Origin of the sequence: Legionella quinlivanii (assembly GCF_003265995.1) — a bacterium.
GTDB lineage: Bacteria > Pseudomonadota > Gammaproteobacteria > Legionellales > Legionellaceae > Legionella_C > Legionella_C quinlivanii_A.
This window is the reverse complement of the sequence record NZ_MVJN01000007.1, coordinates 130,853-145,246: the sequence shown is the minus strand read 5'-3', so window position 1 is coordinate 145,246 and position 14,394 is coordinate 130,853. Positions and strand designations below refer to the sequence as shown.

Genomic DNA, 14,394 nt, shown 5'->3' with positions numbered 1-14,394 from the left:
TACCCACTCAGTTTTAATCTGAGCTTCTCTATGCCCAACTACCAGGATATACAAGCCACGCTTCATCCATTTGACGAATATAAACGATTTAAACCATGGTATTGGATAGCCAAGGATGACCCATTAATGGCTCAGTTACGTCTAGCTTTTCCTGACGCTGATGGTCCGCTGCAAACTAATCGGGAACTGAGCAATCAAGAAACCATTGCACTAGGCAAAGTGCTTATAGAATTTAATAAGACTTATGAAAAATTATATCCCTTCATCTCGCTTGCACTACGAACTGGTAATTATTTTTATTTAGTGCTCGGTTCACTGCTTTATGACATCAAAGCCATCACTCTTTTTGCAGAGCTGAGAAAAAAATTTAATGGGGCTCTGTTGTGGAATATGGAAACTCTTGCAGCACATGAGAGTCTTACTGAGCACCTTGCTTCTCGGTTACTTACAGATAATAATTTCTCCAATATTCTTTTTTTCTTGCGCTCGGTCCTTGATAAGAAAATAATTGCGGAGCTCTCCTCATATCCCGATTTAAAAAAACTAAATAGCAGTCTGTGTGTTTTAAATATTCGCAATTTATCAACCGTCCAGAACATTGATGCTTTAATGAAGTGCCTGGCACCGCAATTTGTGACTGTACTCTATTCAATGCGCAGTGATCTTCTTGATCAGAACCTTTTCGAAGCGGCATTACCTCATTCCAGATTATTGGCAAATCCACGTATCTCAATGTTCATTGAGCATCTACCAGAGCATTTTTCTATTAAAAAGGAACATTTAGAGCATCTACTCGAAATCTGCTTCCAGTTCAAAGACAATTATCTGGCAGGGGTAGATGCGATCATTAACTACTTGAGTACACAGGTAGAATCCGACTTTTTTACTCAGTTTCTTCGCCAACGGGGACGCTTGCCTGCTTCGTTAATTAATGATCGACAAAGTACCCATACTGCCAGCGTTCACATCAGCGCCTCCCAGTCCGCCTTGCGTTTATACAACGCGTATCAGACGCAATTAACTCCTGCAACAACCACTATCATTCTGAATGAATTATGCGACTGGGTTCTTTCTATTCCCAATCCGGATTTTAAAACTGCAGCAGCGCAGCGGGCAGTACGTGATGTTCTGAATAATCACCCGCTTTATAAATATACTGATAAAACCTCGCAAATTAGCAATCGCGAATTATTGTGTCTAGCCTGGCTAGCCATTCATGATGAAAATAATCGCCAGGGCAGTCTTGAAGATGCAAAGAGAAATCTGCTGGAGGCTCTTTATGAAATTCAGCGGCAAAATAACATCAATGATGAGGGTATTGATAATGTCCTGACTGAGGACGACTCCTGTTGTCCGCCAGGCGCCTTCAATAAAGTGCTTGAGAAACTGCAAAGTATTCATCCCCTGGTGGAGCTTCTTTTTGTTAACAAAAAAACTTGTTCCTTAAAACTACGCGCCTTAGTAAGACAAGAGCTAAGCTCGCTCCTTATGAATTATCCTCAGGAAACCCTGGAAGAAAAGAAATTATTTTATTCTAAGCTGAAGCATCTTGAGAAAAAAGGCTGTCGTGCACTCTGGAAAGAGATCGAACCCGCCGTCAACCAGAAATTTGCAGAGGAATTTGCCAAATATTTCAGTGGAGAAGAAGAGCTGTCGCTTGTCGTTAATAACGGACAATACGCCATTTGTGATGATTTAATTCAACCTCATATTAAAACTTTTACGGACCAATGGACACCCCAGCAACTGGAGAGCCAGGGATTTTTCGCTCCGGTAAAGAAAAAGAGGATGACTGTTCCGCAGGCCAATTTCGAATATGGGGACCCTATTCCTGTCAGATTAAGTGAAAACTAATTCATCTTATGCTGTTAACACCAAGCGATTAGGGAGTTGTAGCAAATTAAAATTCGATAAGAATGGCTCGCTTGTCGAACTCAGCTTTTATGAGGCAATAATGAATCCTTGAGTTTAAATATTATACATTCCATGTATAATATGGCTTTTTACGAAAATTTTTGAGCAATGAAGTTCACTGAGTGGTGTTATCGAAAATATGGTATTTTCGGATTCTCTGAAGGAAGAATCTTTAAAAAAGTCCAGTTACCTTTAATAGATGCAGGTATGCCGGGAACACACGAATCCTATCGAGAAGATCCCTGCTTGGATGAAAGTACTTATCTAGACCTATTAGATGATTTATGGTTTTATTTTCTGAGTACCAATAGTAAACCTAATAAGGAAAACTATGAGAGTTTTAAAATTACCTATTTTGAAGCGTTAGGGATTAATTATTATGGAATCACCGAAATGCCGAAGCAAGGCTCCATCAACCTTCACATGGATGAAACGCAGCAAGATCAGTTTATATTTCACTTCAGGAATTTTTTTCCTCGCAAAAGTATTTGTTGTTTGACGCAAAAAAACGTTATTGAATTGCCCGCTCATTTTATTCAGGAATTATTAAAGTTATATTTTCAGGAAATGAGCTCTTCCTTTACTCTCTCAGCGCAAAATTTATCAAGCTATCGACTGAGAGTTTTAAATTTAATGAATATTATTACTAATAATCAGCTTGAAATACGTCTTAATTTGATGCAAAGATTAGCGCTTGATTATGATAACAATGAATATATTTTAAGTCCGGACGTTGTGAGTGCTTATTCTCTCAGCTTAAAAGTATTCGCAGAACTGTTTTATGAGAGCATAACCACTGAACAATACCAGCAGCTCCACTCAGCAGCCCATCAATTAGCAGCTTATGATACTCAAGGAAAATTGGGACAAAGTTTAAAAACGGAAGTCAAATTTAGGTGCAATTTGGAGACCAATTTCTATCGACTTCTTTCCGAATGTCAACAGAATGGTGATGAGCACTATAAAAATGCATGTCTCCTTTCCGATCTACCGATAACTTCTCAATTTGTCCTTTTGCATACCGTTGAACAGAATACCCGTAGCCTATTACATGGGTTAAAATCTAGCCTACCTGATAAAGAAAGGTTTAGTTTTCCCCGCTTTCTACCTGATGAAAATAAGCAATCGGAGACCAATGAAATTCTTCTTTCAACAGGTGGACAAAGCGGTCATATTGCGGTGACTAGAATTGTGAAAGTAGGTATTTTATTAGATGGCAGTCTGGCTTTTTCTGAAGACCAAGTCCATCATTATAATTACTTCAAAATTGAAAATGATTTGGCATCAATGGTTGGTTTTAACTCTCAAAATGGGACTCTATTTGGTACTTATGTTACTCAATTAGTACCTTTTGAATTTTATAATGATAACATTTCCCCCACTTACATCAATCCATTTAAAGATCCTGATGCTTACCAACAGGCAATGGAAAAAACATTGACTCATTTAATTAGAGTAGAGCGTATGGCTATTTTATACGGTAATTCTATGAAAAAAATGGATTTAAGAGAGAAAGAAGAACATTCGCGCTTGAGTAAGCTTCGAAAACAATTGAGTGGCCAACCTTATCATTCTCCTATCTATTACTTTGCCCGTGGTGATCATATTCCCACGCAAACAACTCTCAAGGAGCTTAAAAATTTACGTGGCTACGCACAACGAGAAGGGAGTTGCCCTGCCTTTTCTCTAAAAAGTCTTCTAGCCAGCATCTTAAGCCCAGAATTAGCTGCTTTACATAATAACTTTGTCCAAACCCATGATGCTTTGGCCTATCTACTTTTGATGAAAGAAAAAATAAGCGAACTGGATAAGCGTATCGAACAGAGTAACCAAAATCCTGGAAAAATAAACTTCTTGCAAGGGCACGCACTGCGTTCCAGCTTTTATAATCAGTCTGTAAAAAACATACCCAAGAACGTACCGAATACCACAAGCAATCCGGTATACCAGAAACTCTGAATCCCTGCTTCGCGAGCATCTGCTGCGTAAAAAATCGGTCTTTTAAACAGATCTTTCAATGTGTGTTCATTATTCGGACCAATATTTTTAATATTAAAACCGTCCTTGCCATAAAGAATATTCATTCCGATCATTTTTTGAGAGAGTCACGCTTGATTTAATCATTGCCTTGAACTTTGACAGCACCAATTTCGACGAAAACTCCCCCTCCTGATGTCTTTATGAATACTGGACAAGACGCAGGAGTTTAATTTTTAAAATGAGGATGAAAACCCGGTTGTCGCCAAGGCGCCAACCGGGCTACGTGGTTTATTGCAGCAACCGGGTTTCAACCTGCCCCCCAATTTCCAGGAAGATTTCCCTTCTGGATGTATTGATGAATGCTGGAATATAGCCAATCACCAGGTCTTTTGACTAGCTGATGTTTTACCGGATTATAGTGAATATAATCAATATGGGTTTTTAAATCGTTTTCATTTCGGATTCGATGCTCCCAAAAACGTCTTTGCCATAAAGAATATTCATTCCGATGATTTTTTGAGAGAATCACGCCTGATTTAATAATTGCCTTGGAAAAATAGGTTTTTATCAACCGCCATCGTAAGGAATAATTAAAGTCAGTGGCAGGTAATTCCCAAACTACATGAAGATGATCGGGTAATACTACCATAGCATGCGTTTTGAACGGGTATTGATGCCGTACCCATCGGAAAGACTGTGTTAGTAGATTACTATGCAGAGTCAGGGCACAGGAATTTCGATTTTTTAAAGTAAGAGTAAAAAAGTAGATTGCTCCGGGAGAAAAATCACGCCGATATTGTACCACTTGCATTCCTTTATTAGCGGGTTGGTGGTTCGTAATATAATTTAGAAAAATATAACCTTCAAGAAAAACCCCAGGGCTGCCTATAATTAAATCCTCGTAGCCTGGTTGGCGCATTGCGACAACCAGGTTTTTCAACTTTGGCTGCCAAATCCCCATTTTCAAGGAAGGCTCTCTTCCTGATGTATTGATGAATGCTGGACAAGGCACAGCATGAGAACCCGGTTGTCGCCACGCGCCAACCAGGCTACGCAACCAAGCAAATATGAATTTTTTTAGAACATGTCTATAATCATATATATATTCTGTGATTCTTGGTTGGTGTTATGGGGGATAATGCATATTATTACGGTCCTCTCAATAAAAATAACGCAACAAGGCTTCTTGAAGAGGCAACCGCCTTATTATTATCAGGTGCACAGAGTTATCAAATCAGAAGAGAATTTGATAACAATAATCACTTATTAGAAGTGACTATAGCCGCCAACAATTCCAAGACTTATCCTTTAAAAAAATTATTGTCATTGGCAAATTTGGAACATATTACAATTGATGATGATACCGTACAAAAATTTAATGATTTTTTAAATGAAAATACTCCCTCTTGCCCTCCATCAATTTTAGAATATGGTAATGTCGAAGCATTGACTGATGACAAACTCGATGAAATGAAAAAAAATAATCACATCGGGAAAGATTTGTTAAATCTGCAGAATGGTGAGCTTAAAGCGCTAAACCAATATACTCAAGACGCAATGTACCGCGATATTAATAATCTTTTATCTGGATCAATTGAACGATTAGACAAATGTTCGGATAATTTTTTAAAAGAAATTTTTCTTACCAGTATGATTTCGCTGTCAGCTCTTAATAAGCCATTAGAACCATTAGAACCTGGAGAGGAGGCAAAAACATACAGGACCATACGAGGTGAAAAAAGTGCAAAATTTGCAAAACAGGCAGATGCTAATAGAGAGAAATCTCCAGACGATCCATTTTTGTTAACGCAACAACGAATCCTTAGCACGACAAAAGGAACAGAGGTTGGTTGTCATTATTTAAATGAAGACAGGGAAATAATTATTACCTATCCCAATGCCATGGGTAAAGATATTAGTGGTATTTCATATTACCAGGGTGAGGGGGAAATTCTTATAGCAGGACAGGACGCTGAGTATACCCTTACATTGAGAGAGGAATCGCCAGGCAAGATAGTTGAAGAATATACCGCAACCCAGATGAGGGTACTGAAAGATAGCCTACGCGAACTGAAAGATTCAGGGGATGAGCAGCAAGAGTCAAATGACATCAATGAAGACGCTTTTAAACCTTAACTTTCTTTTTTAATCTGATCCAACAATAAGAAAACCCGGTTGTCGCCCAAGGCGCCAACCAGGCTACGGGTTTATTTTTGATTCCATGTAGCCTGGTTGGCGCATTGCGACAACCGGGTTCATGTTACTCTCTTTAAAGCGTGACCAGTTTTATCCCGCGTGCCAGTTAAAGTGCAATTGGTCTGTGCTGACAGCTAATCAGGCCAATACCAGGGAGGAATATCCAGGAGTGATTGCCCAGGAATGGTGGTTTGTCCGGTTTGTTTTTCAAGCGCTATAAGATGACATTCCGGATATTGTTTTAAACTATTAATCAGTAAATCGGCGTGAGAAACAACCCAAACCTGTGTTTTCCCGGATACATGCAATATCAGATTCGCTAAAGCTGGCAGCAGGTCAGGATGCAAACTGGTTTCAGGTTCATTTAGAATCAGTAACTTTGGGGGCCTGGGGGTTAGTAATGCCGCAACCAATAATAAATAGCGTAATGTTCCATCGGATAATTCTGCGCAGGTCAGTGGTCGCAATAAACCTTGTTGAGAAAGCCCTACAGAAAGATAGCCGCCTTCGTGTCTGGTTATAACCAGTTTTGTTCCTGGAAAGGCATTACTAATCGCTTTATCCAGCGCCTCACTATCACCAATTTCTTTAATTGTCTGTAGTGCAGCAGCCAAATCATCCCCCTCATTACTCAAAACGGGGGTACGGGTCGCAATTTGCGTTTTTCGAGCGGGTGATTCTCTGTCACTACGAAAATGATCATAAAATCGCCAGTTGCGTATAAACTCACGCACATAGATAATTTCTGGTGTATCTTTTATATTACCAATCTGAGAAAACAGACTTTCAAACACATTGAGATGTTGATCAACGACTTCCCAGGTTCGTGATGAGCGAACTTTTACGATTGGTCCCACTCTGTCCACAAGCAGACTTGCGGGTCTTAGGCAAGGGCCTGCCCAGATACACTCCCGCTTGATTTCTGGATCTAATGAAAATACAGAGCTTGATGGTGCAGGTAAGCCCATTGAAATAGCATAGCCTAATTCCGGTGTTGAAAAACCAAGCCGCATGCGCACCGCTTTTTTACGTACACTGCCTTCAATCGCTGCCTCAGCTTTTTGCATTGCTTTAGACAATGTTTCAGGGCCCGCCCAAAAAGTGGAATTTAAGCCCCCTTCCTGAGCCAGGGCTTTAACGACCCCGCCAGTTACTGTTTGTGAAAGAAGGCGAAGCGCTCGATAGATATTCGATTTACCACTTCCATTGGCACCAGTAATCACATTGAGTTGGCTCAAGGGTACTTTCAAATCTAAAATTGAACGATAATTGTTAATTGCCAATACTGAAATCATTAAATTAAACCCGATAAGATCCAATAAGATTATTGCAGCAGAATGAGCTGGCATCAATACGAGTTTCCAGGAAGGCTGTTCAACACTGATTTTATTGGCTTGTTGAATTTTGATGATGGTATACTATTTCTCTTATTAATCAGAACGCTAACCCTATGATGTTATCTCATTTAGAAATTGCCCTGCGTCTTTGTTTGGCAGGGGTCTTGGGTAGCGTTATTGGTATGGAACGCGAACGCGTTCTTTGGGCTGCTGGTTTGCGTACTCATATGCTGGTGTGTGTGAGTTCCTGCCTGATTATGATTGTTTCCGCTTTCAGCTTTTATGATATCCTGGGCACCCCTAATGTGATTCTTGATCCCTCTCGTATTGCAGCGCAGGTGGTTTCCGGTATTGGATTTCTGGGTGCTGGCGCAATTTTATTGCAAGGCAATGTGGTTCGCGGACTGACTACCGCCGCCAGTATTTGGACGGTTGCGGGAATTGGTCTTGCGGTAGGAGGCGGGCTTTACCATGCTGCACTTGTTGCCACCTTCATTATCCTTGTTATTCTATTGGTCATTAAGCCCCTGGAAGAGAAATTTAAAAGCAAGAAAACAAGCTGCAGTTTAACTTTCTATGCCACACAGTCTTCGATCAATTTCCAGACACTGCTAAACACGCTCGACGAAGGAATCGATACCCATATTAGCCAGTTTATTGTTCAGCCCAGTCAAATCCCGGGCTATGATGAAATACATATAAATCTGGTCAAAGTTAAAAAAGCATTGGTGACTGATATCATCGATCGAATGAAACACTTGGATGCTATTAAAGATTCTGAAATTAAAGTCAAATTTCATCATCCAGTTTCATTCAGATAATGAGCGTCTGAACTTGAGTTCTTCTACATTTGGTATCCATCTTTCTGATTCATCTCAGCCACAATAATGTCATGGAAATCATCCGATACCGCTTCGAGTAAATCCTTAAAATTAGTCGCGCGATTAAATGCGAAAACAAAATTCAGAAGCCTTTTTGAGAACAACTCGGTATCCTCAGGCAAGCTGGCAATTTCGATTGATTTCTCTATATATTTATTAAGACTGACAGGATCTGGATTTAACTTATCCCAAAGGCTTGTATCTAAATTTTCCTTGAGCAGACTAATAATTTTCTGTTGCCTATCATGGAAAGATAATGCTGTATCTTTTGCAATACCATCTATAGCCCGGATCAATTGTCTGGCTTTAATGATATCGGCATTATCTGCCTGCTCATCTTTTTCTCCTTCAAAATCATGTAATACTTCATACTGATGAAGTAATGCGGTCATATGGTTTTTTTCATCATCAATTTTTGAGTATTTCATTATTCGCTCTAAAAGATTTTCGCCCTTACTGCCAATACAACTCAAAAACCAGGAAAGGGGTTGTTCCGCCAAATAGAGAGGGTTCTTGCTGCCACTTTGCATTTCCCAGTTTAGGACGAGGAGTTTAATTTTAGCAAACGATTGGTTAACATCGGTGGGATTTTCAAGGTCTATTGCCTTAATAATTGTTTCAATATTTTCAAGCATCCACTCATTGCCGCCTGCCTCCTTGGGATATTTTCTGAGTTCCTCAATAACCTTCAAAATGATATCTCTGTTTTCTTTACGCTTTTCCGGATCGATTCTAATAACTTTCAGCTCATCCTTCATTGATGCTGCCGAGTGGGTTTCTGGAACCTTTAACATGGATGGCTTTTTAGGCACATTATTTGTTATAGGAGCAAGAAATTGATTCACTTCCGGCACCTTGGAAAGTGCATCAAGATAATTGAGGAAAATGAAGGATGTAGCCAGATTATAAGGTGGATTACGGAATATTCCTATAATTTTCAATGTATCCGGATTATTCCTGTTTTCTGGCTTTTCCAGTTTGTTAAGGTCCAGAGCTTTCTTTAAATACCGGGCTAATCTGGGCGTAGAGGAATAAGCAGAGAATATACCCTTGCTTTTCAAAGCGTCCTTTAAAATGGATTCGATAGACTCCGGCGATGCTCTGTTTATTGTTTGGATGAGATTAATAGCTTCTTCTCCCTCCGCTTTTTGCTCCTCGGTAAGGCTATTAAAATAAGCAGTAAAATCACGTAAGGGCCTTCCCGCCAGTGCATCTCGAATAGTATCCCTGGTGAATCTATCCTCCATGATGAAAGAACTGGTTCCTGCTAGCTCTCTCTGCCAATCAGCCACAGCAAGATCACTGAGAAACCATGCCAATTGCTGGAGAACCAATTGCTTGGGTGTCTTAACCCCTTCCAGGATATCCCAATGCTCGATGAGATGTTTAATGCCTACAAACGTTCTTGATACTTGTACAGGATCTCCTTCAGGATCAATTTCTTTGACTATTTCAATAATATCTTTAATTAAATCCGATTTTTTCCCTGCCGGATTTTTAGTTAATTCACTATTTAAAACTTTTAATAAAAGCTCTTTATGAAGGAGTCTATTTTCTCTATCTATTTTCAACTCAACAGGGGAAATTTGTGCTGAGGTATCTGCTTTTTTATTTGGAAATTTCTTTTGGTCTCTGAGATTAGACTCTTCGTTCCTCTGATTCTGATGAAGCGCATCGATTCTTTGCTTTAACCGATCTTTAAAATCGTCTTTAGCTTCTTGAGTGATCTCTGTAAATGGGGCATTACTTTTAACCAGTTTTTCGCAATCACTTAAGCAAGAGCTTAAACTCGCAGGATTTAATTTTGAGGCTATATTTAAGTGACTTTGTGCTTCCTTTAATATTTCAGAAACGATTTTAATCTTTTCCTCTTCACTAATCCTGGAGTAGTTTATAGTTTGCAGGAATTCTATAATCACTATTCCTATTTTTTCTTCAATATTTACACGGCTAGGCATCTCATTACCATGCCAGTTATAATAACTTCGTCCTTCAATCGCTTCACGCAAAACTTCCTGCACATTTTCACTATTCACTTGCGGAAGATTCTTAAATTGGGAAATAAGTGTTGCCCCGCTACGCTCCACTAACTGAGCCTGAACCATTTGAGTTGCAATTCTTTGTTGAATTTTTTCTATTGTTTCCATTGATTACCCCCAAATACAATATGTTTTAATTATAGTCTTCGGGTGACCTTTAAGATAATCTGAGGGTCTTCATCAAACTGTGTCATGCCATTGTTATCTCGAACGCAGTGGGAGATCCCCGAATGGTGGCACAAACCAGGATTTTGGAGATCTCTCACTGCGTTCGAGATGACGGCGTGTCTGTGAGTTATGATAATCAGCTTCTAAAGAGAACTTATTTCAGGTTAATATGTTTCGGTTGTTAAATATATTTATAATAAAAAGGAGTTTGTTTTATGCCTCGTTCGTTTATGCCTGCTCTATTGGTGCTTGGATTATCAAGCCCTGTAGCTTTGGCTTCCCCCGAATCTATGATCATCCATAACACAACCAATCTGATATCCAATGCATTTGTGGATGAAATGCCTGGTCCAAGACCCACTTTACCTCATTCTACAAGCAAGGTCTCATGGTTCATCGTGCAGGGAGGTTGTCGGAAGCATAAAACAGAAGCTTGTCCTGCAGTGTTTAAAATGGCTATTGATAAAGCTAAACCCATCGTAGTGGGTACACTCTATATTGATATTATCACTGGAGTGATTACACCCGTACATTTGGAAGGCAATGGTTTTACAATAGATGTAGATGCTCCCGGAGAAATTACTATTTCTGCTGATTAATACGCCAGGCTGCAGGGGTTTGATATTTACCTCCCTGCATTTTACAACCCAATTAGCTCATATATTGCACTTTAGGTATTGCCAGTTATCTGCTACTCATATACCTTTCCAGCTGACATTTTATCGAATCAATATTCCTGTTAAAGAATTAAATGACAAGAAAGATTATTCATATTGATATGGACTGTTTTTATGCGGCCATTGAAATGCGTGACTTCCCGGAACTGGCCAATAAACCGCTTGCAGTCGGAGGAGACGCCAGACATCGGGGAGTAATATCAACTTGTAATTACATTGCCCGCAAGTTTGGCGTTCGTTCGGCGATGCCAACAGCCCAGGCGCTTAAGCTATGCCCTCAATTGGTTCTTCAACCGGTGCGTATGGAAATTTATCACCAGGAAAGCCAGTATATTCGCGCCATATTTGCGGACTACACCAAACTTATTGAACCTTTATCGCTGGACGAAGCCTATCTGGATGTCACTGAATCCACTCAATGCCAGGGAAGTGCTACCTGGATCGCTCGTGAAATCCGGGCACGAATTTATGAGACAAGACAACTGACCGCCAGTGCCGGCATTGCCCCAAACAAAAGTCTGGCAAAAATAGCCAGTGACTGGAATAAACCGGATGGCCAAATGGTGATCCGGCCAGAGGATGTTTCCTCTTTTGTACTTAGCCTGCCGGTGCGCAGGCTCTTTGGAGTAGGTCCTAAAATGGAGGAACGGCTAAAAGCCCTCAACATTAATACCTGTGCTGATTTACAGCAATATTCTTCAGAATATCTGGCAATGAAATTTGGCGTAATGGGCCAAAGGCTTTATGACTTGTCCAGAGGCATTGATAATCGCCCGGTCAATCCCGAGCGCATTAGAAAATCCATCAGTGTCGAGGAAACCTATTCCAGGGATTTAGCGGATATCAGCGCCTGTCTTAATGAGTTACCTGCACTCATTGTGCGCCTTGAAGCCAGAATAAAACGCAGTGGAGAACAATCCAATATTCACGGGCTATTCGTAAAATTAAAATTCAGTGATTTTCAGCAAACTACCGTTGAACGTCTTGGTCACAGAGTTGATGCTGACATATTGCATCAATTGATGCAGGAAGGATTTGCCAGAAAATATAAGCCTGTGCGCCTATTAGGAATAGGCGTTAAACTCAAGCAGGAAAAACTCGAGGGAAACGTCCAACTGCCTTTGTTTGGCTTATAGGATAAGGGACTTCGCAATAGCTTTTCTACTACGTCAACGGTATAGAGAGAGGTTGCGGGAAACAAATATAGTTGTGCTATAATGTGTACATGTAAACACAAATTAGAGAATCTAATGGCCTCAACGACAATGACTATTCGATTAGAACCCGAAATGAAGGATCGTTTAGATAAGTTGGCTGAAGTTACTCATCGCAGCAAATCTTTCTTAGCTTCCGAAGCAATAAATGAATATCTTAAGGTTCAGGAATGGCAGCTTGTTGAAATTAAAAAAGGTATTGCAGAGGCAGATGAAGGCCAACTTATAGATCATGAAAGCATCCTTGATTTCTGGGAGAACAAGAAGAAGTGAGAATCAAATGGACTAAAGGTGCACAAAGCAATTTAAACCAAATCGAAGACTATATCGCACAGAATAACCCCAAAGCAGCAGTTGATATCGTAATAAAAATCATTAAAACGGTTGGAATGCTTTCCGAGAACCCCACTATGGGTAGAACAGGTCGGATTTTCGGTACACGCGAATTAATAATTAATGGAACTCCATTTATTATTCCTTATAGAATTAACTCCGAGCAAATTGAAATACTAAGAGTATTACATTGCTCAATGAAATGGCCAGATTTTATATAGCGTAATCTTGATGGAGCGCTGCATCAAGATTACATTGGCTTTCCAAGTCACGTACCTAGTTCAAAAAGTTATGTTTCGCTTTTTACTTTGGAAAGGTATAGATTGTTAGCAATGCAGGACAAGGGGGGAAACCACTAGCTCAGCTTCCATGCTCCGGATTTTTTTATAATCTGAAAAAATCATTTGCCGCTCTCCGGCCAAAGCAATAATTCCAATACTGCTTAAGTAATCCACTGTATGAGGAACCCGGTCGCCATTTTTAAACCAAATGTATTCATCCAGTAATGTGGGTAATTGATAAATTCCAGCCATCGCTTCGACATTGGAGATTATCCCTTCTGCAGGTGATTTCAAAAAAACGGGTACAACTGATTTTTTAAATTGATATTCCTGGGTCAGAACATCTCCATCAACATAGATTTCAACTAATTTGTCAGCCTGACTGCTGCCTGTGGCTTCACGGGCAAATCGCACAGTGGGCCCGCCACATATTCTGGCGCCAGACTCAATAAGTCGCGGCCCATTTGAGGTGAGCATGATTTCAGTATGCGCGGCCCCCCAGCGGATGCCCAAAGCATCCAGAACCTTTTGAGTATAGGAAAATAATTCTCGATGATGCGTATCGCAATAAGGTAGGAATTCAACATAATCAAAAACCGTTTTACGGCCATGAATTGAGGTTTTATTGTATTGAATTAAATGGGCGAGGTAATGCTTTCCATTAGCGCTCACTGTTCCTACGGCAAACTCTGTACCCAAAGCCTGTTCCTGCACGACCACCGTTTCACTGTTTTTACCCGTTGTTTTAGATGGCTCATGCAGCACTTTATCAAAAGCCTTTTTCCAATCCTGATTTGCGTTAATATGAAAAACCTTATCGCTGCCCGCGGATACAGGCGGTTTGACTATTAAAGGAGAATTGATCAGTCCATTGTTTTTAATCCATAACTCCACTTCCTTTTTCGATGCTGTGTTAACTGTCTTAAGAAAAGGAATCCCTGCTTCCTGCAATGCTTCTTGCATGAACGCTTTATGTGTTCTATGAAGTGATTTTCCGGGATCATTTGCGAGATGGGGAGTTAATACTTCAGTCAGTTTTTCCGCAAGGGGCACGCCTCGTTCATCTCCTGGAATAATAGCTAGCGGATTGAATTTTTTAAGAATCTCTGCAAGATTAGGCTGATCAGGAATAATTTCGATAAAATCTGAGGTCTGTACGTCGAGACCAAATCCTATCTCTTCCAAAGTTTTGTAGGTAATTGCAATGGCGGGTATGCCTCTGGATTTAAAAGCCGGAGCTAAATCGATCCCCGACGATAAAGGGTCAACGATAACAACCGGTCTATTCATGTATTCTCTCCTGATGCATCCTTTCAACAAAGCTCAATTTTATCAGCAAAAGAAAATGTAAAAGCCATTTTATTTACACTTCTT

12 protein-coding genes are annotated in these 14,394 nt (G+C 40.1%); 8 read left to right on the top strand and 4 right to left on the bottom strand.

Annotation, left to right across the window (positions count from 1 at the left end):
• Nucleotides 1–30 precede the first annotated feature (30 nt).
• Nucleotides 31–1,854 carry a hypothetical protein gene (locus B1207_RS10420; protein WP_146740062.1) on the top strand — a complete coding sequence of 608 codons (1,824 nt, stop codon included), beginning with the start codon at nt 31–33 and terminating at the stop codon, nt 1,852–1,854.
• A 168-nt stretch (nt 1,855–2,022) separates the two neighbouring features.
• The gene (locus B1207_RS10415) at nt 2,023–3,873 is read left to right on the top strand and encodes a hypothetical protein (protein ID WP_112219910.1); all 1,851 of its coding nucleotides are present in this window, start codon (nt 2,023–2,025) and stop codon (nt 3,871–3,873) included.
• A 328-nt stretch (nt 3,874–4,201) separates the two neighbouring features.
• Here B1207_RS10415 and B1207_RS10405 read toward each other — a convergent pair whose 3' ends face one another.
• Complete coding sequence (locus B1207_RS10405) at nt 4,202–4,855, bottom strand: REP-associated tyrosine transposase (protein WP_253255837.1); 654 nt, start codon at nt 4,853–4,855, stop codon at nt 4,202–4,204.
• A gap of 155 nt (nt 4,856–5,010) precedes the next feature.
• On the opposite strand from B1207_RS10405, the gene B1207_RS10400 reads away from it, so the two are divergent.
• Nucleotides 5,011–6,030: a hypothetical protein gene (locus tag B1207_RS10400; protein WP_172458278.1), complete on the top strand. Its 1,020-nt coding sequence runs from the start codon at nt 5,011–5,013 to the stop codon at nt 6,028–6,030.
• 194 nt (nt 6,031–6,224) lie between these two features.
• Here the strand turns inward: B1207_RS10400 and B1207_RS10395 are convergent, their stop codons facing one another.
• On the bottom strand, nt 6,225–7,385 hold the full coding sequence (locus B1207_RS10395) for an AAA family ATPase (RefSeq protein WP_112220008.1): 1,161 nt from the start codon (nt 7,383–7,385) through the stop codon (nt 6,225–6,227).
• 155 nt (nt 7,386–7,540) lie between these two features.
• Between B1207_RS10395 and B1207_RS10390 the strand changes: the two genes are divergently transcribed.
• Nucleotides 7,541–8,248, top strand: a complete 708-nt coding sequence (locus tag B1207_RS10390; RefSeq protein ID WP_216362464.1) for an MgtC/SapB family protein — start codon at nt 7,541–7,543, stop codon at nt 8,246–8,248.
• Nucleotides 8,249–8,271: 23 nt separating this feature from the next.
• Here B1207_RS10390 and B1207_RS10385 read toward each other — a convergent pair whose 3' ends face one another.
• Complete coding sequence (locus B1207_RS10385; RefSeq protein ID WP_112219907.1) at nt 8,272–10,455, bottom strand: hypothetical protein; 2,184 nt, start codon at nt 10,453–10,455, stop codon at nt 8,272–8,274.
• Nucleotides 10,456–10,730: 275 nt separating this feature from the next.
• Here B1207_RS10385 and B1207_RS10380 point away from each other — a divergent pair, with 275 nt between their 5' ends.
• The 4 genes from B1207_RS10380 (at nt 10,731) to B1207_RS10365 (ending at nt 12,960) form a co-directional block, all read left to right on the top strand.
• Complete coding sequence (locus tag B1207_RS10380) at nt 10,731–11,114, top strand: hypothetical protein (protein ID WP_112219906.1); 384 nt, start codon at nt 10,731–10,733, stop codon at nt 11,112–11,114.
• Between the two features lie 152 nt (nt 11,115–11,266).
• A complete protein-coding gene (gene dinB / locus B1207_RS10375) occupies nt 11,267–12,328 on the top strand; it encodes a DNA polymerase IV (RefSeq protein WP_112219905.1) in 1,062 nt (353 codons plus the stop codon).
• Between the two features lie 114 nt (nt 12,329–12,442).
• Nucleotides 12,443–12,679, top strand: coding sequence for a CopG family ribbon-helix-helix protein (locus tag B1207_RS10370; RefSeq protein WP_112219904.1), 237 nt, complete (start codon nt 12,443–12,445; stop codon nt 12,677–12,679).
• Nucleotides 12,676–12,960 carry a type II toxin-antitoxin system RelE/ParE family toxin gene (locus B1207_RS10365; RefSeq protein ID WP_112219903.1) on the top strand — a complete coding sequence of 95 codons (285 nt, stop codon included), beginning with the start codon at nt 12,676–12,678 and terminating at the stop codon, nt 12,958–12,960. Before B1207_RS10370 ends, B1207_RS10365 begins: the two co-directional genes overlap by 4 nt.
• Before the next feature lie 105 nt (nt 12,961–13,065).
• On the opposite strand, the gene B1207_RS10360 is transcribed toward B1207_RS10365, so the two are convergent.
• The gene (locus B1207_RS10360) at nt 13,066–14,310 is read right to left on the bottom strand and encodes an ATP-grasp domain-containing protein (protein ID WP_112219902.1); all 1,245 of its coding nucleotides are present in this window, start codon (nt 14,308–14,310) and stop codon (nt 13,066–13,068) included.
• Nucleotides 14,311–14,394 lie beyond the last annotated feature (84 nt).